The 20,033-nt window shown below is 68.7% G+C and carries 18 protein-coding genes and 2 tRNA genes; 5 read left to right on the top strand and 15 right to left on the bottom strand.

Features of this window, described 5'->3' with window-relative positions:
* Positions 1-84: 84 nt before the first annotated feature.
* Together H9641_RS05650 and H9641_RS05645 are read right to left on the bottom strand one after the other, a co-directional pair.
* Positions 85-732 carry an aminodeoxychorismate/anthranilate synthase component II gene (locus tag H9641_RS05650; RefSeq protein WP_191801771.1) on the bottom strand — a complete coding sequence of 216 codons (648 nt, stop codon included), beginning with the start codon at positions 730-732 and terminating at the stop codon, positions 85-87.
* 203 nt (positions 733-935) lie between these two features.
* Positions 936-1,772: a DUF881 domain-containing protein gene (locus H9641_RS05645; RefSeq protein WP_191801948.1), complete on the bottom strand. Its 837-nt coding sequence runs from the start codon at positions 1,770-1,772 to the stop codon at positions 936-938.
* A gap of 183 nt (positions 1,773-1,955) precedes the next feature.
* Between H9641_RS05645 and H9641_RS05640 the strand changes: the two genes are divergently transcribed.
* Positions 1,956-2,210 (top strand): cell division protein CrgA, encoded by a 255-nt coding sequence (locus tag H9641_RS05640; protein WP_056648075.1) that lies wholly within the window; start codon positions 1,956-1,958, stop codon positions 2,208-2,210.
* Between the two features lie 214 nt (positions 2,211-2,424).
* On the opposite strand, the gene H9641_RS05635 is transcribed toward H9641_RS05640, so the two are convergent.
* Both H9641_RS05635 and H9641_RS05630 read right to left on the bottom strand, forming a co-directional pair.
* Complete coding sequence (locus tag H9641_RS05635) at positions 2,425-3,165, bottom strand: rhomboid family intramembrane serine protease (RefSeq protein ID WP_318244397.1); 741 nt, start codon at positions 3,163-3,165, stop codon at positions 2,425-2,427.
* A 140-nt stretch (positions 3,166-3,305) separates the two neighbouring features.
* Positions 3,306-3,845: a peptidylprolyl isomerase gene (locus tag H9641_RS05630; protein WP_056648078.1), complete on the bottom strand. Its 540-nt coding sequence runs from the start codon at positions 3,843-3,845 to the stop codon at positions 3,306-3,308.
* A 150-nt stretch (positions 3,846-3,995) separates the two neighbouring features.
* Between H9641_RS05630 and H9641_RS05625 the strand changes: the two genes are divergently transcribed.
* The gene (locus H9641_RS05625) at positions 3,996-4,982 is read left to right on the top strand and encodes a hypothetical protein (RefSeq protein WP_191801769.1); all 987 of its coding nucleotides are present in this window, start codon (positions 3,996-3,998) and stop codon (positions 4,980-4,982) included.
* 147 nt (positions 4,983-5,129) lie between these two features.
* On the opposite strand, the gene H9641_RS05620 is transcribed toward H9641_RS05625, so the two are convergent.
* The 11 genes from H9641_RS05620 to dnaA form a co-directional block, all read right to left on the bottom strand.
* Positions 5,130-5,202, bottom strand: a tRNA-Ala gene (locus H9641_RS05620).
* 31 nt (positions 5,203-5,233) lie between these two features.
* Positions 5,234-5,353, bottom strand: coding sequence for a DLW-39 family protein (locus H9641_RS20000; protein ID WP_210410998.1), 120 nt, complete (start codon positions 5,351-5,353; stop codon positions 5,234-5,236).
* 30 nt (positions 5,354-5,383) lie between these two features.
* A tRNA-Ile gene (locus H9641_RS05615) sits at positions 5,384-5,457 on the bottom strand.
* A 127-nt stretch (positions 5,458-5,584) separates the two neighbouring features.
* On the bottom strand, positions 5,585-6,610 hold the full coding sequence (locus H9641_RS19995; RefSeq protein WP_225220032.1) for a DUF3566 domain-containing protein: 1,026 nt from the start codon (positions 6,608-6,610) through the stop codon (positions 5,585-5,587).
* On the bottom strand, positions 6,607-9,291 hold the full coding sequence (gene gyrA, locus H9641_RS05605; protein ID WP_191801767.1) for a DNA gyrase subunit A: 2,685 nt from the start codon (positions 9,289-9,291) through the stop codon (positions 6,607-6,609). Before gyrA ends, H9641_RS19995 begins: the two co-directional genes overlap by 4 nt.
* A gap of 195 nt (positions 9,292-9,486) precedes the next feature.
* Complete coding sequence (gyrB, locus tag H9641_RS05600) at positions 9,487-11,526, bottom strand: DNA topoisomerase (ATP-hydrolyzing) subunit B (RefSeq protein ID WP_225220065.1); 2,040 nt, start codon at positions 11,524-11,526, stop codon at positions 9,487-9,489.
* Positions 11,527-11,871: 345 nt separating this feature from the next.
* A complete protein-coding gene (locus tag H9641_RS05595; RefSeq protein ID WP_318244396.1) occupies positions 11,872-12,465 on the bottom strand; it encodes a DUF721 domain-containing protein in 594 nt (197 codons plus the stop codon).
* The gene (gene recF / locus H9641_RS05590) at positions 12,458-13,672 is read right to left on the bottom strand and encodes a DNA replication/repair protein RecF (RefSeq protein ID WP_191801765.1); all 1,215 of its coding nucleotides are present in this window, start codon (positions 13,670-13,672) and stop codon (positions 12,458-12,460) included. The genes H9641_RS05595 and recF overlap by 8 nt, the downstream gene beginning before the upstream one ends.
* Before the next feature lie 170 nt (positions 13,673-13,842).
* A complete protein-coding gene (gnd, locus tag H9641_RS05585; RefSeq protein ID WP_191801763.1) occupies positions 13,843-14,745 on the bottom strand; it encodes a phosphogluconate dehydrogenase (NAD(+)-dependent, decarboxylating) in 903 nt (300 codons plus the stop codon).
* A gap of 49 nt (positions 14,746-14,794) precedes the next feature.
* Positions 14,795-15,925, bottom strand: coding sequence for a DNA polymerase III subunit beta (gene dnaN, locus H9641_RS05580; RefSeq protein ID WP_191801761.1), 1,131 nt, complete (start codon positions 15,923-15,925; stop codon positions 14,795-14,797).
* Between the two features lie 1,366 nt (positions 15,926-17,291).
* Positions 17,292-18,716 (bottom strand): chromosomal replication initiator protein DnaA, encoded by a 1,425-nt coding sequence (dnaA, locus tag H9641_RS05575; RefSeq protein WP_318244395.1) that lies wholly within the window; start codon positions 18,714-18,716, stop codon positions 17,292-17,294.
* 492 nt (positions 18,717-19,208) lie between these two features.
* On the opposite strand from dnaA, the gene rpmH reads away from it, so the two are divergent.
* The 3 genes from rpmH to yidD are packed head-to-tail and all read left to right on the top strand — an operon-like array spanning position 19,209 to position 20,032.
* Positions 19,209-19,346 (top strand): 50S ribosomal protein L34, encoded by a 138-nt coding sequence (gene rpmH, locus H9641_RS05570; protein WP_010849920.1) that lies wholly within the window; start codon positions 19,209-19,211, stop codon positions 19,344-19,346.
* Between the two features lie 6 nt (positions 19,347-19,352).
* Entirely contained in the window at positions 19,353-19,718 is a 366-nt protein-coding gene (rnpA, locus tag H9641_RS05565; RefSeq protein WP_191801757.1) for a ribonuclease P protein component, read from the top strand.
* Positions 19,715-20,032, top strand: coding sequence for a membrane protein insertion efficiency factor YidD (gene yidD, locus H9641_RS05560; RefSeq protein WP_191801755.1), 318 nt, complete (start codon positions 19,715-19,717; stop codon positions 20,030-20,032). The genes rnpA and yidD overlap by 4 nt, the downstream gene beginning before the upstream one ends.
* Position 20,033: the final 1 nt, after the last annotated feature.

Genomic DNA, 20,033 nt, shown 5'->3' with positions numbered 1-20,033 from the left:
GGCTCCTGAGACGAGGAGGGCCCGGCACCATCTGGTGCCGGGCCCTCCTCGCGTTCGGAAGCTGGTCGAGCCTCGCGAGGCTCGTCAGAGGCGCACGAGAGGGGCGAGGCCCTGCGCACGCTCGACCGCGTCGACCGACCCGCACACCGTCAACCAGTTGGCGAGCAGCAGGTGGCCCCCCTCGGTGAGCACGGACTCGGGATGGAACTGCACGCCGTGCAGCGGCAGGTCGCGGTGCTGCAGACCCATCACCACGCCGTTCTCGGTCGTCGCTGTGACGACGAGCTCGGCCGGGATCGTCCGGGGCACCACGGCGAGCGAGTGGTAGCGGGTCGCGGTGAAGGGCGAGGGGAGGCCGGCGAGCACGCCGAGGTCCCCGTGGACCACCGGGCTCGTCTTGCCGTGCATGAGCTCGGGGGCGTGCGTGACGGTCGCCCCGTAGACCTCGGCAAGGGCCTGGTGCCCCAGGCAGACACCCAGCATGGGCGTGCCGGACGCCGCGCACGCGCGGATCACGGCCTCGCTCTGCCCGGCCTCCTCGGGGGTGCCGGGGCCGGGGGAGACGAGCACGCCGTCGAACACACCGTCAGCGTCGCGGAACCGACCGTCCGCGCCCACGTCGGGGACCGCGTCGTTGCGCACGACCACGGTCCGCGCCCCGAGCTGGTTCAGGTAACCGACGATCGTGTAGACGAACGAGTCGTAGTTGTCCACGACGAGGATGCGGACCATCCCTTACCCACCTGTTCCTTCGGAAGTCGTTGCGTTGAAGCAGCCGGACGCCGCGCCGGGTGAGCGGCTCGTCCGGCGCGGCCGGACCCGGCCCCGCCTGCTCATCATTGTCCCTGCTGCGGGGTGCCGGCGGCTGCGTCCATGCGCGTGCTCACCGGCGGTCGGCACACGGAAAGCGAATCCCGTCGCCGTGTCCGACCCGGTCACGCGCCCTCGTCGGCCGAGCCGGCCACACGCGCGTACTTCAGGTCCGGCGCTCCCTCGAACACGGGCATGAGCAGCGAGTCGGACTTGTCGACCTTCCACCCCAGGCCGTACTCGTCCACGTACTGCTTGTAGATGTCGATCGCGTCGGAACGATCGAGCGCCTTCTGGAGCTGCACGGGGTCGCCCACCGCGGACACCGTGTAGGGCGGTGAGAACACCCGCCCGTGGAGGTTGAGCACGTTCCCCACGCACCGGAACGCGGTCGTGGGAGTGACGCGCTGGCCCTGGAGAGTCATCGCTTCGGCGCCTCCCGCCCAGAGCGCGTTGATGACCTCCTGCAGGTCCTGCTGGTGGACCACGAGGTCGTCCACGCGCGCCTTGGAGTGGTCCTGGGTCAACGGGGCGTCGTCGAGCGTAACGCTGAGTCCCGGCCCCGTCACCGCGACCGCCCCGGAGACGATCCCGGTGCGCTCGACGAGCTCAGGAGACTCGGTCTCCGTCTGGCCGGTACCGGCCGCAAGCCTCGACACCTCGACCTCGAGGCCGACGACCTTCTCGGTCATGTCCTCGACCCGACGCTCCTCGCTCTGCACCAGGTCGGTCAGGTTCTCGGGGTGGCGCCCTTCCTGGCCCTGCGCGAGGCGTGCGCTGGCCGAGAACATGAGCCCCGAGAGGCCGAGCACCAGGAGCACCGTGACGCTCGACCGGATACGACGTGCTCGTGTGAGCGGCCGGGTCGCAGCCGTGACCGCAGGCTCGCCGGCAGTGGAGCTCGGAGCATCCTCGGCTCCTGCGCCCCCCGTGTCGTGCGTCGCTCCGTGACGGCGATCCATCTGGCTCACTCCCGGCTCTCGTCCACCTGCCCGTGCACACGCTATTCTGTCCGCCCACTACGCTAGATGACGAATGGCGTCGCCGTTCACGACGTCGCGCAACGGCGCTTCGTCCCACCCGACACAGCTCCTGCACACGACTGGTGCCAGGAACACGCATCCCGAGGACAGGAGCCAGCTCTCGTGCCCGAGTCGAAGTCCCGTAAGAAGCCCGCCAAGGTCAAGGCCCCGCAGGTGAAGAAGCCTGAGACCGGCAACCCGCGCTGGCTGGTACCGACCATGCTGACCCTGATGCTCCTGGGCCTGGCATGGATCGTCATCTTCTACCTCACGAGCGGTGGCCTCGGCCTGCCGATCCCGGCGCTCCACAACTGGAACCTGGTGGTCGGGTTCGTCCTGATCATCGCCGGATTCGCGCTGACCACGCGCTGGAAGTAGTCGCTGGCCGACGTGCGTCCGACCCACGTCGGCCGGGCTGGGTACAGGAGAGGGTGGGGCCCGCAGAGCTGCGGTCCCCACCCTCTTGCCTGTCACCGGCGTGCGCAGGGCGGAAGGCTGTCCACAGATTCCTTACCCTGTGGATAACTACATCGGTGTAGTTCCACACCTGTGAGTAACTCTGTGGATAACTATCCGAGATCGAGCAGTCTGCTCAGGACAGCAGGAACTGCGGGGCCGAGGCGTACTTCAGGACCGTGAGGACGACGAGGACCACCGCGACCGCGACCGTGATGACGATGCTCCACAGCCTGCGCCGTTCCTTGGGCGCGTAGGCGTAACCCGCCCCGAGCACGAGGCCCACGACGAGCCCACCGAGGTGAGCCTGCCAGGCGATGTTGCTGACCATGAAGCCGATCGCGAAGTTGATCCCGATCAGGACGAGGATCTGGGCGGCGTTCCGCCCCAGGCGCCGCAGCACCACGAGGATCGCACCGAAGAGCCCGAACACGGCCCCGGACGCACCGACGACCGGCGTGAACCAACCGCCGTCAGGCGTCGGCTGAGCGAGCAGGACGACGCCGACGGATCCGCCCACCGCCGCGAGCACGTACAGCGCGACGAACCGTGCCCTCCCGAGCATCTGCTCGAGGAAGGGCCCGGTGATCCACAGCGCGTACATGTTGAACAGGATGTGGAAGACGCTCGTCGAGTGCAGGAAGGCCGCAGTGAGGAATCGGTAGGGCTGCACGTCACCGATGAACGGTGCGAACGCCAGCCGCTGGGTCCACTCGCCCCCGGTGGCCAGCTGGAGCAGCCAGCTCACGACGCACAGCGCGATGATCGTCAGCGTGACGACCGGACGCCCCGTCCGGACGGTCCCGCCAAGAGCCGTCTTGGCCTGGGGTGCGGACCGGGCCTGCTCGCGCACGCAGTCGACGCACTGGATACCCACGGCCGCCGGGCGTTGGCACTCGGGGCAGGCCGGACGTCCACAGCGCTGGCAGCGGACGTACGAGACGCGGTCTGGGTGTCGGGGACACACCGGGGCCGGCTGCGCCGGCCCCGGTGTCCCGAAGGCGGGGACGGAGATGGTCAGTCCTCGATGGTGACCGAGGTGATGACGATGTCCTCGACCGGGCGGTCGCCCGGACGGGTCCGCGTCGCGTTGATCGCGTCCACGACCGCGCGGGACTCGTCGTCGACGACCTCGCCGAAGATGGTGTGCTTGCCGTTGAGCCACGGCGTGGGGACCGTCGAGATGAAGAACTGCGACCCGTTGGTGCCCTCGACCTCACCCGAGACCGGGTTACGACGCGAGCCCGCGTTCGCCATGGCCAGCAGGTACGGGCGGTCGAACTGCAGCTCGGGGTGGATCTCGTCGTTGAACGTGTAGCCGGGTCCACCGGTACCGGTGCCGAGCGGGCAGCCACCCTGCAGCATGAAGTCCTGGATCACGCGGTGGAAGATCAGACCGTCGTAGAACGGGTCGTTGCGCTCCGCGCCCGTGCGCGGATCCGTCCAGGTCGTGGTGCCCTTCGCCAGACCGGTGAAGTTCGCCACCGTCTTGGGCGCGTGGTTCGGCAGGAGCTCGATACGGATGTCACCAGCAGTGGTGTGGAGGGTTGCGAACATGCCCCCATTCTCACACGGTCGCCTGTGCCCCCGCCCTGTCGCTCGGCTCGTGTCCCGTGCCACGGCGCGCTTGCCTCGCGAGCCTCCGGGCACGGTGGCAGAGTGGAGTTCCAGCGCCTACAGCCCGCATCACGAACACCTGGAGTCTCCATGTCCGACCGAACCCGCCGTTCCGCACGCGCCGTGACCGACACGATCGATACCGAGAAGCTCAAGGATCAGGCCGCTGAGGTCGCTGCGCTCGTCGGGGAGGCCGGCGCCAAGGCGCAGACGACCGCGGTCCAGCTCGCCGACCAGGCCAAGGGGGCCGCCGGTCAGGCGAAGGAGTGGGGCAGCCCCAAGGTCGAGGCCTTCGTCGAGTGGCTGACGCCCCGCGTCGAGAAGGCATGGCAGGACAGCCTCCAGGCCGCTGCACCACGCGTCGAGAAGGCAGCCGGGAAGGCAGCGCCTGCGATCGACACCGCGCACGACAAGCTCGTCGACGAGGTCCTGCCCAAGATCGTGGCGAGCTTCAACGCAGCGGCCGCGGCCGCAGCAGACGCTGCGTCCCGCGCGGCGGACGCGGCGGCGGCCGCCACGGCCAACTCCGCCACCACCACCGAGACCCTGTCCAAGAAGGCCGCGAAGAAGGCTGCCAAGGCAGCGAAGAAGGGCATCGACGCCTCGGCCGCATCGGCCAAGAAGGCCGCCAAGGCTGCGCCCGCCAAGCTCACGGCGGCTGCTGAGGCTGCGGACCCGCAGAAGAAGAGCAAGGCTCTGTGGTGGGTCGTGGGTGGCGTGACCGCGGCCGGGGGCGCCTACGTGCTGTGGCGCCGTGCCCAGCCGACCACCGACCCGTGGGCCGAGCCCTGGGACCAGGTCCCTGCCTCGACCTTCGACGACGCACGGGCAGCCGTGGGGAACGCGGCCGAGGCCGTCGGCGAAGCGGCCGGTGCAGCTGTCGCCAAGGGCCGTGAGACCGGCGAGAAGGTCCAGGGTGCCGTCGCCGACGCAGGGGACAAGATCTCCGGCAAGGTCCAGGACGCCGTGACCGATGCCAAGGAGGCCACGCGCAAGGCGACCGGACGTGCCAAGGACGCGGCGTCGTCGGGCAACGACGACAGCACCGAGGGCGACGACAAGAAGCCCACGGCCTGACACCTGCGAGAGAACGTGAGGGGCTCGTCCGGTCTCGCCGGGCGGGCCCCTCTCACGTATGCCGCTGCCTCCGGGCGACCGAGACGTCCGGATACGCAGAAGGCCGCCGGTCAGGTCATGGACCCGGCCGACGGCCTTCTCACTGTGTGGAGCCAGGGGGACTCGAACCCCCAACCCCCTGCTTGCAAAGCAGGTGCGCTACCAATTGCGCCATGGCCCCAGAACGCTCGGAACCGACGTGCAGAGAGCCGTCACTCGAAAGTGTCGGTGACCTCTGCCCAGAGATCGCGCTCGTTGTTGTCCTCGGACACCTTGCGCCAGATCAAGAATCCAGCGCCAGCAACGAGCAGCAGTACGAAGAACTTCTTCATGACGTTCCCCCTCGGGTGGGTTTCCGGCAGTGGGCCTAAGAGGACTTGAACCTCTGACCTCTTCCTTATCAGGGAAGCGCTCTAACCGTCTGAGCTATAGGCCCTTGCTGTGCTGCGGCAGCGCTTGAGACTATCGCACTTCTCGGGTGGTACCCAAACCGGGACATCGTCGGGAGCCTTGCAGGACGCCCCACGGCCTGCGACGACGCCCCGGTCAGGGGACGTTTTGCCCTAGTCGTCCGTCATCGTGAGGTGGATTCCGCCCACCATCGCGGCAACCAGGTTGTAGATGAACGCCATGATCGTGGACAGCGCTGTGATCAGCACCATATTCACGATCGCGATCAGGGTGGCGAGCGCGACGACCCGGTTGAACTCCACGAACTGGAGCACGTCGACGGGGCTCTCCTTGCCGACGATGCTCTCCACCAGGGAGTTCACCTCGGTGAAGACGCCCATGCCGTCCAGCACGGTCCAGAAGACCGCGGTCGCGACGACCGTCATGATCCCGATCGCCACGGCCAGCAGGAACGACAGCTTCATGACCGACCACGGGTCGACCCGCGACACCGTCAGGCGGACCCTGCGGGGGCCGTCGGACGCCGGCCGCGCGGCGGGCGTGGCCCCCGTCGCGGGCGCGGGAGAGGTCGCGGTGGCCGCCGCAGGCGCGGCAGCGGCCGGAGTCGCCGGAGTGGTCCCCGTCACCGGACGGGCCGTCCCGCTGAAGCCGGCGGCCGTGTAGTGCATCGCGGGGACCTCCTGCGTACCGCCAGGAGCCGTGGTGCTCGTCGAGCTCTTCGTCACGCGCGGCACCGTTCGGTCGTCGATCTCGGTCGTGGACTGTGGAGCAGGAGCCGCCGGGGCGGCAGCTGCTGGCGCCGGGCTCGCCGCCGGCTTGGCGGTCGCCGGCTTGGCGGTCGCCGGAGCCGGGTCGGACAGCTTCTTGGCGGCAGCCTTGGCCGTCGCCATGGCGGCCGCGGCGGCCTTGAGCGCACCGGAGCGCGCCGTGCCGCCGTTCGACTCGGGGGGCGGCGGCACGGGAGCCTCGGTCCCGCCCGACGACGCCGCTCCCGTCGCAGGAGGCGGCGGCACCGGGGCGTTCGCCCCGGCCTGCGCGCCGCTGGTCGTCCCGCCCCCTGCGGGCCGTGCCGTGCCGTTGGTCGCCGCAGGGCGGCTCGCGGTGCCCGTCACGTCGTCAGGACGCGGGGTCACCACCTTCGGCACGATCGTCGGCGGGGACTTCTTCTCGCTGCTCATCTACCATCCTCGGTGGCTCCGGGGGCCGCTTCCGACGAAGCCTCCTGCCCGGTGGTGCTGGCGGGAGAGGCGACGTCAGGCTGCCCCTGCTCGGATGCTTCCTCGTCCACGGTATCCCGATCCTCCCCCAGTCGACGTTCGACATTACGGGCAACGGCGATGATCTTGTCGTTCTTGTCCGGCTTGGCGAAGATCACGCCCTGCGACGTACGACCCGTCGGCTTGACCTCGTCGACGGACGACCTGACGATCTTCCCCCGTTCCATGATGACGAGCACCTCGTCGTCGGCGTCGACCACGAGCGCGCCGACCAGGTCACCGTTGCGCTCGGGCAGGTTGGCGACCTTGATCCCGAACCCGTTGCGACCCTGGACGCGGTAGTTGTCCTCCGTGAGCTGGGTCCGCTTGGCGATGCCGCCCTCGGTGACCGTGAAGAGGAACGCGTCGTCCCGGACAACGTCCATGGCCAGGAGGTCGTCCTCGTCACGGAACTTCATGCCCGTCACACCCGACGTGGACCGGCCGAGGGGACGCATGGCGTCGTCGTCGGCCGTGAAGCGGATCGACTGCCCCTTGCGCGAGACCAGGATCAGGTCGTCCGTCGCGTCGACCAGCCGGGCGGAGACCAGCTCGTCGGTGTTGCCGTCCTCGTCCTCGCGCAGGTTGATCGCGATGAGACCGCCCGAGCGCGGCGAGTTGTACTCCGCGAGGCGCGTCTTCTTGACCAGACCGCGACGGGTCGCGAGCACCAGGTACTCCGCGGCGTCGTAGTCGCGCAGGTCCAGGACCTGGGCGATCTTCTCTCCGGGCTGGAACGCCAGGAGGTTCGCGACGTGCTGGCCCTTGGCGTCGCGCCCGCCCTCGGGCAGCTCGTACGCCTTGGCCCGGTACACCCGGCCGAGGTTCGTGAAGAACAGGAGCCAGTGGTGCGTCGTCGTGACGAAGAAGTGGTCGACGATGTCGTCCTCGCGCAGCTGCGCGCCGCGCACGCCCTTGCCGCCGCGCTTCTGCTGACGGTAGTTGTCGCTGCGCGTGCGCTTGGCGTAGCCACCGCGCGTGATCGTGACGACGACCTCCTCCTCGGCGATGAGGTCCTCGATCGACACCTCTCCGTCGTAGGGCAGGATCGTCGTGCGACGCTCGTCGCCGTACCGGGCCACGATCTCCTCGAGCTCGTCGCCCACGATCTGACGCTGGCGCTCGGGACGGGCCAGGATGTCGTTGAGGTCCTTGATCGCGGCCTCGAGCTCGGCGTACTCGTCGATGAGCTTCTGCCGCTCCATGGCCGCGAGGGCGCGCAGCTGGAGGGTCAGGATGGCGCGGGCCTGGACCTCGTCGACCTCGAGCAGCGCCATGAGGCCCTCTCGGGCGTCCTCGACCGTGGCCGAACCACGGATGAGCGCGATGACCGCGTCGAGCGCGTCGAGCGCCTTGAGGTAGCCGCGCACGATGTGCGCCCGCTCCTCCTTGGCGCGCAGGTCGAACCGGGCGCGGCGCATGACGACGTCCATCTGGTGCGTCGTCCAGTGCCGGACGAACGCGTCGATGCTCAGCGTGCGCGGCACGCCGTCGACCAGCGCGAGCATGTTCGCGCCGAAGTTCTCCTGGAGGGACGTGTGCTTGTACAGGTTGTTCAGGACGACCTTCGCGACCGCGTCGCGCTTGAGCACGATCACGAGGCGCTGCCCCGTACGACCGGACGTCTCGTCGCGGATGTCCGCGATGCCCTGGACCTTGCCGTCCTTGACCAGGTCCGCGATGCGCAGCGCCAGGTTGTCGGGGTTGACCTGATAGGGGAGCTCGGTGATGACGAGGCAGATCCTGTTCTGGATCTCCTCGACGTTGACGACGGCTCGCATGGTGATCGAGCCACGACCCGTGCGGTACGCCTCCTCGATGCCCTTGTGGCCGAGGATCGTCGCGCCGGTCGGGAAGTCCGGGCCCTTGATCTTGGTCAGCAGCACCTCGAGGAGCTCCTCCTTGGAGGCCTCCGGGTGCTCGAGGTGCCACTTCACGCCGTCCGCGACCTCGCGGAGGTTGTGCGGAGGGATGTTCGTGGCCATGCCGACCGCGATGCCGGCTGAGCCGTTGACCAGCAGGTTCGGGAAACGCGAGGGCAGGACGACGGGCTCCTGGGTCCGGCCGTCGTAGTTGTCCTGGAAGTCGACGGTCTCCTTGTCGATGTCCCGGACCATCTCCAGAGCCAACGGCGCCATGCGGGTCTCGGTGTATCGAGGAGCTGCGGCCGGGTCGTTGCCGGGGGACCCGAAGTTCCCCTGGCCCGCTGCGAGCGGGTAGCGCAGCGACCAGTCCTGGACCAGGCGGACCAGGGCGTCGTAGATGGACGTGTCACCGTGCGGGTGGAACTTTCCCATGACGTCGCCGACGACACGGCTGCACTTGGAGAACGCGCGGTCCGGGCGGTAGCCGCCGTCGTGCATCGCGTACAGCACGCGACGGTGGACGGGCTTGAGACCGTCGCGCACGTCCGGGAGCGCACGACCGACGATGACGCTCATCGCGTAGTCGAGGTACGAGCGCTGCATCTCGAGCTGCAGGTCCACCTGTGCGATCCGGCCGTGCTGCACCGCGACCGTGCCGTCGGCCCCCAGCGTCACCTCGGTCCCGTCCCCGGGAAGGGTTCCCTGGTTCTCGTCCTGCTCGGGAGTCTCGTCCGTCACCGTCGTCTACCTCGTCCTGTCGTGGTCCTGCTGTGTGGTGAAGCTGTGGTCGCGGCCCGGAGGAAGCTCGCCCGCTCGACCGTGAAGGTCCCGGGCCGGCCGTCCGTCGTGCCGTCACGCGGTAGGTCGGGGTCGGCGCGCGGACGGCCGGGTCTTCCACCCGGCCGTCCTTCGCCACCGACCACGTCCTACCCGCTAGATGTCCAGGAACCTCACGTCCTTGGCGTTGCGCTGGATGAAGTTGCGGCGCGACTCGACGTCCTCGCCCATGAGGATCGAGAAGATCTCGTCGGCGGCAGCCGCGTCGTCGAGCGTGACCTGGTTGAGCGTGCGGTGCTCGGGGTCCATGGTCGTGTCCCACAGCTCCGAGTAGTCCATCTCGCCGAGACCCTTGTAGCGCTGGATCCCGTTCTCCTTGGGGATGCGCTTGCCCGCGGCCTGCCCCGCGAGCAGGAACGCGTCGCGCTCCCGGTCGGAGTAGACGTAGTCGTGCGGCGCGTTGGACCACTTGAGGCGGTACAGCGGCGGCTGCGCGAGGTACACGTGGCCGTGCTCGATCAGCGGACGCATGTACCGGAAGAGCAGCGTCAGCAGCAGCGTGCAGATGTGCTGGCCGTCGACGTCGGCGTCCGCCATGAGGACGATCTTGTGGTACCTCAGCTTGGCGATGTCGAAGTCCTCGCCGATGCCCGTGCCGAACGCCGTGATGAGCGCCTGGACCTCGTTGTTGCCCAGCGCACGGTCGAGGCGTGCACGCTCGACGTTGAGGATCTTGCCTCGCAGCGGGAGGATCGCCTGGTTGTGCGGGTTGCGTCCACGGACGGCCGAGCCGCCTGCCGAGTCACCCTCGACGATGAAGACCTCGCACTCCTCGGGCCGGTTGGACTGGCAGTCCTTGAGCTTGCCCGGCATGCCGCCGGACTCGAGGAGCCCCTTGCGCCGCGTCGCCTCGCGCGCCTTGCGGGCTGCGAGCCGCGCCTGCGAGGCCTGGATGGCCTTGCGGATGATGTCGCGCGCCTCGGTCGGGTGCGAGTCGAACCAGTCCGTGAGCTGCGAGCGGACGACGCGCTGCACGAACGACTTGGCCTCGGTGTTGCCGAGCTTGGTCTTCGTCTGGCCCTCGAACTGGGGCTCACCGAGCTTGATCGACAGGACGGCCGTGAGGCCCTCGCGGATGTCGTCGCCCGTGAGGTTGTCGTCCTTCTCCTTGATGATGGCCTTGGCCCGCGCGTACTCGTTGACCAGTGAGGTCATGGCCGCACGGAAGCCCTCCTCGTGCGTGCCGCCCTCGGTCGTCGAGATCGTGTTGGCGAACGTGTGCACGGACTCGGAGTAGGCGCTGGTCCACTGGAGCGCGATCTCGACCGAGATGCGCCGCTCCTTGTCCTCGGACTCGAAGTCGATGATCTCGTCGTGGATCAGCTCGACCTTCTTGGCCGCGTTGAGGTGCTTGACGTAGTCCACCAGCCCCTCGTCGTACTTGTACGACACCACGCGGGGCTTGAACTCGTCCTCCCCCTCGGGGGCCGCGACGAGGTCCTCCGCGGGGTCAGAGACCTGGCCCGTGACCTCGTCGTCGGTGTCCAGGAACTGACGGCGCTCGTCGGTGAGCGTGATGCGCAGCCCCTTGTTGAGGAACGCGTACTGCTGGAAGCGCGAGCGGAGAGTCTCGAAGTCGAACTCGGTCGTCTCGAAGATCTCCGGGTCCGGCCAGAACGTCTGCGTCGTGCCGGTCTCCGTGGTGGCCTCGCCCTCGACGAGAGGCCCGTCGGTCTTGCCGCCGTCCTTGAAGTTCTGGCTCCAGACGTGACCGTCGCGCTTGATCACCGTCTGGACCTTGCGCGACAACGCGTTGACGACCGAGATGCCCACGCCGTGCAGTCCACCGGAGACCGCGTAGCCGCCCCCGCCGAACTTCCCGCCGGCGTGGAGGATCGTCATGACGACCTCGACCGTGGGCTTGCCCTCGGTCGGGTGGATCGCGACGGGGATACCGCGGCCGTTGTCGGTGACGCGTACACCTCCGTCGGCCAGAAGTGTCACGTCGATCGTGTCGGCGTAGCCCGCGAGGGCTTCGTCCACAGAGTTGTCCACAACCTCGTACACCAGGTGGTGGAGCCCTCGCTCACCGGTCGAGCCGATGTACATACCGGGTCGCTTGCGGACGGCCTCGAGCCCTTCGAGGACGGTGATGTTGCTCGCGTCGTACGTGCCGCCCGAAGGGTCCTGGTCCAGGCCGGGACCTCCACCGCTCTCCGGGGGCAGGCTCGAAGGGACGTTGTCTGTGTGCTCTGCCACGGGCGGAAGCGCTCCTCGTCATCTTGCACGCGACAGGTTCACCCGCTGGGGAGGATCGCTGCACGGCTCATCGGTTCCGGCTCGCGCGCGTGCCAGTCGGCGCGCGCGGAGTGACCCGGAATGACCTCACCATTCTACCTGGGAGGCAGCCAAAACAGCGGATGATGAGCCCTTCGGAGCGAGTTCTCCACAAGGTTCTCCACAGGTCGGTGGATCTGTTCGCCGACAGCCTTGCCCGCACACGGCGCGCGCCCGTCATATCGGGACGAATCGCCCTCGAGATCAGCCGTAGGTGTCGCGCGGGCCACGGCCACGGACGGTCTTGGGACCGCGGCGGAAGCTCGGCCCGGCCGGCCCCAGGACGGTCACGGTCTCGACCACCCCCTCACCGACCTCTTGCGCCAGCCGCTCGAGCAGTCGAGGGGTCAGCAGCTTGACCTGGGTCGCCCATGCGGTCGAGTCCGCGCGCACCACGAGCACCTTGTCCTCGAAGGTCTCGGGAACGCAGTGGTCGGCCACCTGGTCGCCGACCACCTCGCGCCAGCGCCCGATCACCCCGCCGACCGACACGTCCTGCACCCACCCCCGCTCGTGGAGCAGCCGCTGGACGACCGCACCGAACGTCTGGGGGTCGCGCCCACCGGGCCGGGCTCCCGACGACGGAGGAGGGTCCGCGAGGATCCGTCGCGAGGGCTGCCCGGGACGGATGCCCTTGGCCCGGGCAGCGGCCCGAGCCCGGTTGAGCGCCTCGCGCGCGACCTGGGCCGGAGGGGTCAGGTCGACGACCTCGCCCACGGGAAGGCCTGCGGGACGTGCGGGCTCGTCGTCCTCGTGCCCGAGCTCGTCCTCCGGGTCGCCGCCCGGCTGGTCACGCACGTCGGGTCACCTGTCCGTCGAGAACGTCGAGCCGCAGCCCCTGGAGCTGGGCCGGGACGTCGTCGGGCACCGCAGCCGTGATGATGACCTGGTTCGCCCCGGCGACCAGGTCCGCGAGCCGGTCGCGGCGGCGCACGTCGAGCTCGGCGAACACGTCGTCGAGCAGCAGGACGGGCTCGCCGTCGGGCCCCCAGTCCGGCGACCACAGGAGCGAGCCCGACTCCTGAGGCGCGCCGTCCGTGAGCAGCCGGTACGACGCGAGGCGCAGCGCGAGCGCGAACGACCACGACTCGCCGTGGCTCGCGTACCCCTTGGCAGGCAGGCCGCCCAGGGTCAGGACCAGGTCGTCACGGTGAGGCCCCACGAGGCACACGCCGCGGTCGATCTCCTTGCTGCGCAAGGAGGTCATCGCGGTCAGGAGCTGGGCCTCCAGCTGGGCGGCGTCCTGCGGCGTCCCATCCTGCCCGACGACGTCGCTCGCCTCCTCGAGCGCGGCCGCGAGCGAGGAGCGGTACGCGACGTGCGCCTCGCCCTGTCCCGAGCTCACCTGCTCGTACGCCGCCGCCACGTACGGCCGCAACGCCTCGACGAGCTGGAGCCGCAACGCGATGATCTCCGCGCCGGTCGACGCGAGCTTGGCGTCCCAGACGTCGAGCGTGCGCAGGTCCGGCGACTGCGACCGTGAGGCACGCATGGCGCCCCCCGCCGACTTGAGGAGCGCGCTGCGCTGTCGCAGCACCCGGTCGTAGTCGCTCAGGACGCCCGCGAACCGCGGGACGAGGAGCACCGCGAGCTGGTCGAGGAACCTGCGCCGCCCGTCCGGGTCGCCCTTGACGAGCGCCAGGTCCTCCGGGGCGAACAGCACCGTGCGGGCGATGCCGAGCACGTCCCGGGGGCGGCCCGCGGGCGCCCGGTTGATCCTGGCTCGGTTCGCCTTGCCCGGGGAGATCTCGATCTCGACCGTGCTCGCTCGGTCCCCGCGGACGATCCTCGTGCGGATCACGGCCCGCGAGGCACCGGCGCGGACCAGCGCCGCGTCCGACGGGACACGGTGGCTGCCGAGCGTCGCGACGTAGCCGATCGCCTCGACGAGGTTCGTCTTGCCCTGGCCGTTCGGCCCGACGAAGGCGTTCACGCCGGGCTCGAGCTCGACGTCGACGGACGTGTACGAACGGAAGTCAGCGAGGGAGAGGTGGGAGATGTACATCTGGTCCTACGGCTTGCGGTCGACGAGGTCGACGAGGCGATCTTCGTCCACAGGGCAGGGAGCCGTTGTGGACACGACGGTCAGGAAGGTGCTCCCACCAGTGTGACGCCTCGACCTGACGCTGTGCGCGCGAGGCGGCGGGCGTCGTCGAGCAGGCGGGACAGAATCCGTCAGGAGGCCGGGCCCGCGGGCTTGACCGCGTGCCCGCCGAACTGCTGGCGCAGCGCTGCGACCGCCTTCATCGCGGGCGACGCCCCCTGTCGCGACGCGAAGCGCGCGAAGAGCGCGGCCGAGATCACGGGGAGGGGCACGGCGCTGTCGATCGCCTCGTCCACGGTCCACCGGCCCTCGCCCGAGTCCTCGACCCAGTCGCTGATCGCGCCCAGCTCGGGGTCCTCCTCGAGCGCCTTGACCAGGAGGTCGAGCAGCCAGGACCGGACGACCGTCCCACGCGTCCAGGCCTTGAGGGTGCCCGGGACGTCGGTCACGATGTCCTTGGCCTCGAGGAGCTCGTAGCCCTCGGCGTAGGCCTGCATGAGCCCGTACTCGATGCCGTTGTGGACCATCTTGGCGTAGTGGCCCGCACCGACCGCCCCGGCGTGGACGAAGCCCTCGTCGCGCGGACCGTCCGGGCGCAGCGCGTCGAAGACCGGCATCACGGCCTCGACGAGAGCCGCGTCGCCGCCCACCATGAGCCCGTACCCGTTCTCGAGGCCCCAGACACCGCCCGAGACGCCGACGTCGAGGTAGCCGATGCCCTGCGGAGCGAGCTGCGCGGCGTGCTCCGCGTCGTCCGAGAAGTGCGAGTTGCCGCCCTCGACGACCACGTCACCGGCCGTGAGCAGCTCGCCCAGCTCGGTCACCACCCCGCGGGTGATGGCCCCCGAGGGAACCATGACCCACACGACACGCTGCCCCGCGGGGAGAGCCTCGACCAGCTCAGCCAGCGTCGAGACGTCCGAGACGTCCGGGTTGCGGTCGAAGCCCGTGACCTCGATACCACCGGCGCGCAGGCGCGAACGCATGTTCGCGCCCATCTTGCCGAGTCCGACCAGACCGATGTGCGTGACCATCGCGTGCCTCCGTGCCGTTGAGCTCGTGTACTGCGCGGGCCGGCCTCTGCTAGCTCGCGAAGCGGATGGGGACCAGCAGGTAGCGGTAGTGCGAGGAGTCCTCGCCGTCCAGCGACTCCTGACCGGTGAACTCCACCGGCTTGTTCGGGTGCGTGAAGCTCAGGCGGACGAAGTCCGTCCCCAGGGCACCGAGGCCGTCGAGCAGGAACTGCGGGTTGAACGCGACCGAGATCTCCTCGCCCACGAGCACGGCCTCGAGGGCCTCGGACGCCTGTGCGTCGTCGCCCTGGCCTGCGTCGAGGACGACCTGGCCGTCCGTGAACGACAGCCGGATCGGCGTGTTGCGCTCCGCCACGAGCGACACGCGCTTGGCCGCGTCGATCAGCGGAGCGGTCGCCATGACCGCGTGGATCGGGGTCTCGTCGGGGAACAGGCGACGGACCGCGGGGTAGTCGCCGTCCACGAGCTGCGAGGTCGTGTGGCGCCCGCCGGCCTCGAAACCGATCAGGTCGACGCCGGTACCCGCCGTGAGGCCCACGTTGACGAGGCCCGAGCTGCCGAGCGACTTGGCGACGTCGTTGAGCGTGCGAGCCCGGACCAGCGCGACGGCGCTGAAGTCGGGGGTGCCGGGGGTCCACGTGAGCTCACGCAGCGCGAGGCGGTAGCGGTCGGTCGCGAGCAGCGTGATGCGCTCACCCTCGATCTCCATGCGGACACCTGTGAGGAGCGGGAGCGTGTCGTCACGGCTCGCGGCGACCGTCACCTGGGCGACGGCGTGCGTCAGCTCGTCGCCCGAGACCGTGCCCGAGAGCTCCGGCATGACCGGCAGGGCCGGGTAGTCCTCGACGGGCATGGTGAGGAGCGTGAAGCGGCTCGCTCCACAGGTCACGATGACCTTGTTGCCCTCGACGGCGAAGTCGACGGGCTTGGCGGGCAGGGCCCGGGAGATCTCGGCCAGGAGTCGACCGGACACCAGGACGGTGCCCGGCTCGGTGACCTCGGCAGGGATCTCCGAGCGCGCTGAGACCTCGTAGTCGAAGCTCGACAGACCGATCGTCCCGACGGCGTCGGCCTCGATGCGCACGCCCGCGAGGACGGGAGCAGGAGGTCGGGTCGGCAACGTACGGGCCGTCCACGTCACAGCGTCGGCCAGGACATCACGCTCAACCCGGAACTTCATCCCACACCCTCTCGTCCATGGATCGATCTTCACATGTCAGGCACTCCACCGCGCGGTACACAGGATCGGAGAGTGTCTGTGCAGAACTCTGCACGCACGTCACGCCGCCCTGCTCCGTCCTCCTCGCCGTCGGGGAGGACGAGACCTTGCTCGGGTCGTGCCCGCATGAACCCTACGCGAGTCTGCGCCGGGTGCGGTACCTCTGGCAGGCTCGTGGACGTGCGATCTCGAGTACCCGTGGTCTGGGCCCTTCCAGCCCTGGCTGTGACCGCGGTCACACGTGCGAGTTGGGGCAGCGCTGAGCTCGCGGGACCAGATGAAGGCGTGTGGATTTTTCCTGGTTAGAGATCATTCGTCGTAGTCATCGGTGCTGTGCAAAGTGTGGAAAAGCGGTCTCTTCCCAGGTCAGATGCCTTTTCTTCGTGTGGACGAACAGGGGACGAGCCTGTGGGTAAATCGCAGGCACTGTTGACGACGAGTTGTCCACAGTGCGCCGTCCACCGATGAGGTGTCCTCTGTCCACACGATGTGCCCGGTCATCCACAGTTATCCACAGGCAGGTGCACAAGGTTGTGGGTTGGCGGCTCTGCGGGACGAGCCGTACACAGGGCAGAGTGGCTTGTACACAGGAGACTGGGGACGCAGCAGTCCAGTTCTGGGGACAGCGACGAAGCGGTGGTGGACATACCCCCAGGCCCTGTGGACAACTCTGGGGACGGCCTTCCCTTGCCCACAGCTTGTACACAAGCCCTCACTGCCACTGTGCGTCCGTCGAGGCTGCGGGAGGTCGGGTGCACGCGCCGAGGTGTCCCTGTGCACAAGGTCTGCGGTCCGCATCGCGCCATCCGTGGAAAAGCCCTATAAGCCGCATAATGCCTGCCAGGCTCGATCGACCGAGGCCTTGGCGTGGACTCTCGGTGGTGGCGGTCGTCGGACGAGAGCACGACGACGGGGTGCTCGTCGTCGTGCTCGGTCTCCGTCGCGGCGTGGCTCGACGGGGCGATCTGCGGTGTGGAGCGGGCAACCCGAGTAGTTCGTCTCCTGGCGGGGCCGGCACGGACGACCCGGGTAGGCCCGCGGGGGACCGTCGAGCAGAGGGTGCAGACGGGCTCTGCGAGGCACGTGCGCCTGGCCCGGGTACGGACGTTGCCGCGTTGTGCCGTGAGGCCGGCTGGGCAGCGGTCCAGGTGGCTCCCCGGGAGTGCAACAGGGCTCGCACCGCACCGACGGCGCCCCGATCTCCGAGGCCGTCGCTGGGGGCTTCAACCTGGGGCCCAGGGAGCCTTCAGAGGGCGCGGTCTGGGCGGCGCAGCATGTCGAGGAAGACGCCCCACCAAGGAGGGCCCGGGGACGTCGGTGAGCAGCGTCAGCCTCGGTGCTGCTGCTTGATCCTGCTCGTGAGCTCGGTGACCTGATTGTAGGTCGAACGCCGCTCGGCCATCTGCTCGGTGATCTTCCGGTTCGCGTGCATGACCGTGGTGTGGTCGCGGCCACCGAACTGCTGGCCGATCTTCGGCAGCGACAGGTCGGTCAGCTCACGGCACAGATACATCGCGATCTGACGGGCCGTGACGAGGACCCGAGAGCGCGAGCTCCCGCACAGGTCCTCGATCGTCAGCCCGAAGTACGCAGCCGTCTGCGCGATCACGCTGGCCGGGGTGATCTCCGACGCGTCGTCGTCGGTGATGAGGTCCTTGAGGACGATCTCGGCGAGGGCGAGGTCGACCTGCTGGCGGTTGAGGTTCGCGAACGCCGTCACGCGGATGAGGGCGCCCTCGAGCTCACGGATGTTCGTCGAGATCTTGGAACCGATGTAGGACAGGACATCGGCCGGCGCTGCGAGCCGTTCGCTCGCGGCCTTCTTGCGGAGGATCGCGATGCGGGTCTCGAGGTCCGGGGGCTGGACGTCCGTGATGAGGCCCCATTCGAACCTGCTGCGCAGCCGGTCCTCGAATCCGTTGAGCTGCTTGGGTGGGAGGTCCGAGGTGATGACGAGCTGCTTGTTGGCGTTGTGCAGCGCGTTGAAGGTGTGGAAGAACTCCTCCATCGTCTGTTCCTTGCCCTGCAGGAACTGGATGTCGTCGATCAGGAGCACGTCGACGTCGCGGTAGCGCCGCTGGAACGTCCCTGCCTTGCCCTCGCTGATCGAGTTGATGAAGTCGTTGGTGAACTCCTCAGAGTTCACGTAGCGCACGCGGACGTTCGGGTAGAGGTTGTGCGCGTAGTGGCCGATCGCGTGCAGCAGGTGCGTCTTGCCGAGGCCCGACTGTCCGTAGATGAAGAGGGGGTTGTAGGCCTTCGCAGGTGCCTCGGCGACCGCGACCGCAGCCGCGTGCGCGAACCGGTTGGACGAGCCGATGACGAACGTCTCGAAGATGTACTTCGGGTTCAGCCTGGTCGGCTCGGCGGGAGGACGCTGCGGAGAGGGGGCGGGAAGCGGTCGCTCGTGCTCGACCTCGCTGCGCAGAGGCAGAGGTTCGGGGGAGCTGGCAGTGAGTGCGGCGGGGGACGGCGGCTCGGAGCTGAGCTCCGGATCGACGGTGATGCCGAACCGGACGTCGCGGCCGAGGGCACCAGACATCGCGGAGACGAGCTCGTCTCGGACGCGCGTCTCGAGGTAGGTGCGGGTCTGCTCGTGCGGGACGGCGATGAAGACGGTGTCGTCGAGGATCGCCAGGGGCTTCGCGAGCTTGATGAACGCGATCTGCCTTGGCGTCATGTCGGGGCTGGCCTCGAGGACGGCGATCGTCTGTGCCCAGACATCAGTGATGTTCTCGTCAGGGTGGGGCACCAGGTGATTTCCTTCGTCGTCGTGTGGAGCAGGAGGAGCAGGACCGACCTGGAGTGTGTCACGCAGACCGGTTATCCACATAGTTTTCCACAACCTGTGGGCTGCTAGCAGGGTGCGCTTCTGAAGTCACATCGAGTGTCGACGGCGGGTGGCTCGGGGGATCACTCGAACCCGGGTGGCACCAGGGTGGCGACGGAAGGCCGTCGATGGTGGGTCCGCGGCTGCGTCCTCACCCTAGACGTATCGGCTACCGCACGACATATCATGACAGGCTCGGCGTGTTCCAGCCCGGGTTTGACCCGAGGGGGTCCCCCGGCGTAACGTCATACAGCCGTTCCAGGTACTTTCGCGCGCCCTCACGGGGGCGAATCCACGGACACATCGTGGCGGGTACACGGACGGCTGGGATGCAGAACTGCATCTCTACCAGCTGTAGCACTGCATCGTCGAGGACATAGACGGTGTACCTCCCCGACGTTCTTGGAGTACCTCGTGAGCAAGCGGACTTTCCAGCCGAACAACCGGCGCCGTGCGAAGACCCACGGTTTCCGGCTGCGTATGCGCACCCGCGCCGGCCGCGCCATCCTGGCTGCCCGTCGTCGCAAGGGCCGCGCCGAGCTCTCTGCCTGACAGCAGGTGCTGCCCGCGGCGCACCGCATGCGCCGTTCCGTAGATTTTGAACGGGCGGTGCGCAGTGGCGTGCGCGCGGGACGATCGACCGTGGTGGTTCATCTCATCCAGGATCCTGGGGGAGACGAACCACCACAGGTCGGTTTTGTCGTATCCAAGGCTGTGGGCAACGCCGTGCACCGGAACAAGGTGAAGCGGCGTCTGCGCGCCGCCTCGTTGTCGTATCTGGATGCGCTCCCGCCCAGGACTCGGGTGGTTGTCCGGGCCCTTCCGGCGTCAGGCTCGAGCAACTTCGATCAGCTCGATCAGGACCTAGCGTCCTGCGTCAGGCGCGCGGTGACCCGGTGGAGTCAGCGGACGGTAGACGCATGAGTGCGGCAGTCCCTGTGGAGGGTCCCGACGTCGTCACCTCCGGGTGGGCTGCGCGGTCTTGGCGCTTCGTGCGGAGGATCCCCCTGCTCGTGCTCGTCGGTCTGATCCGCGGATATCAGAGCGTCATCTCTCCGATGACTGGCCCGACCTGCAAGTACTACCCCTCGTGCTCGCAGTACGCGCTCGTCGCGATACGTCGGCACGGAGTGCTGCGCGGCGTACGGCTTGCCGCCTGGCGGCTGCTGAGATGCAACCCCTGGAGCAAGGGAGGCGTCGACGACGTCCCCGAGGCGCTGAGGAAGCACTCGCACTAGT

Origin of the sequence: Oerskovia merdavium (assembly GCF_014836755.1) — a bacterium.
Lineage (GTDB): Bacteria > Actinomycetota > Actinomycetes > Actinomycetales > Cellulomonadaceae > Oerskovia > Oerskovia merdavium.
Note: the sequence above shows the minus strand (reverse complement) of the source record. Positions and strands in the feature narration are given on the sequence as shown.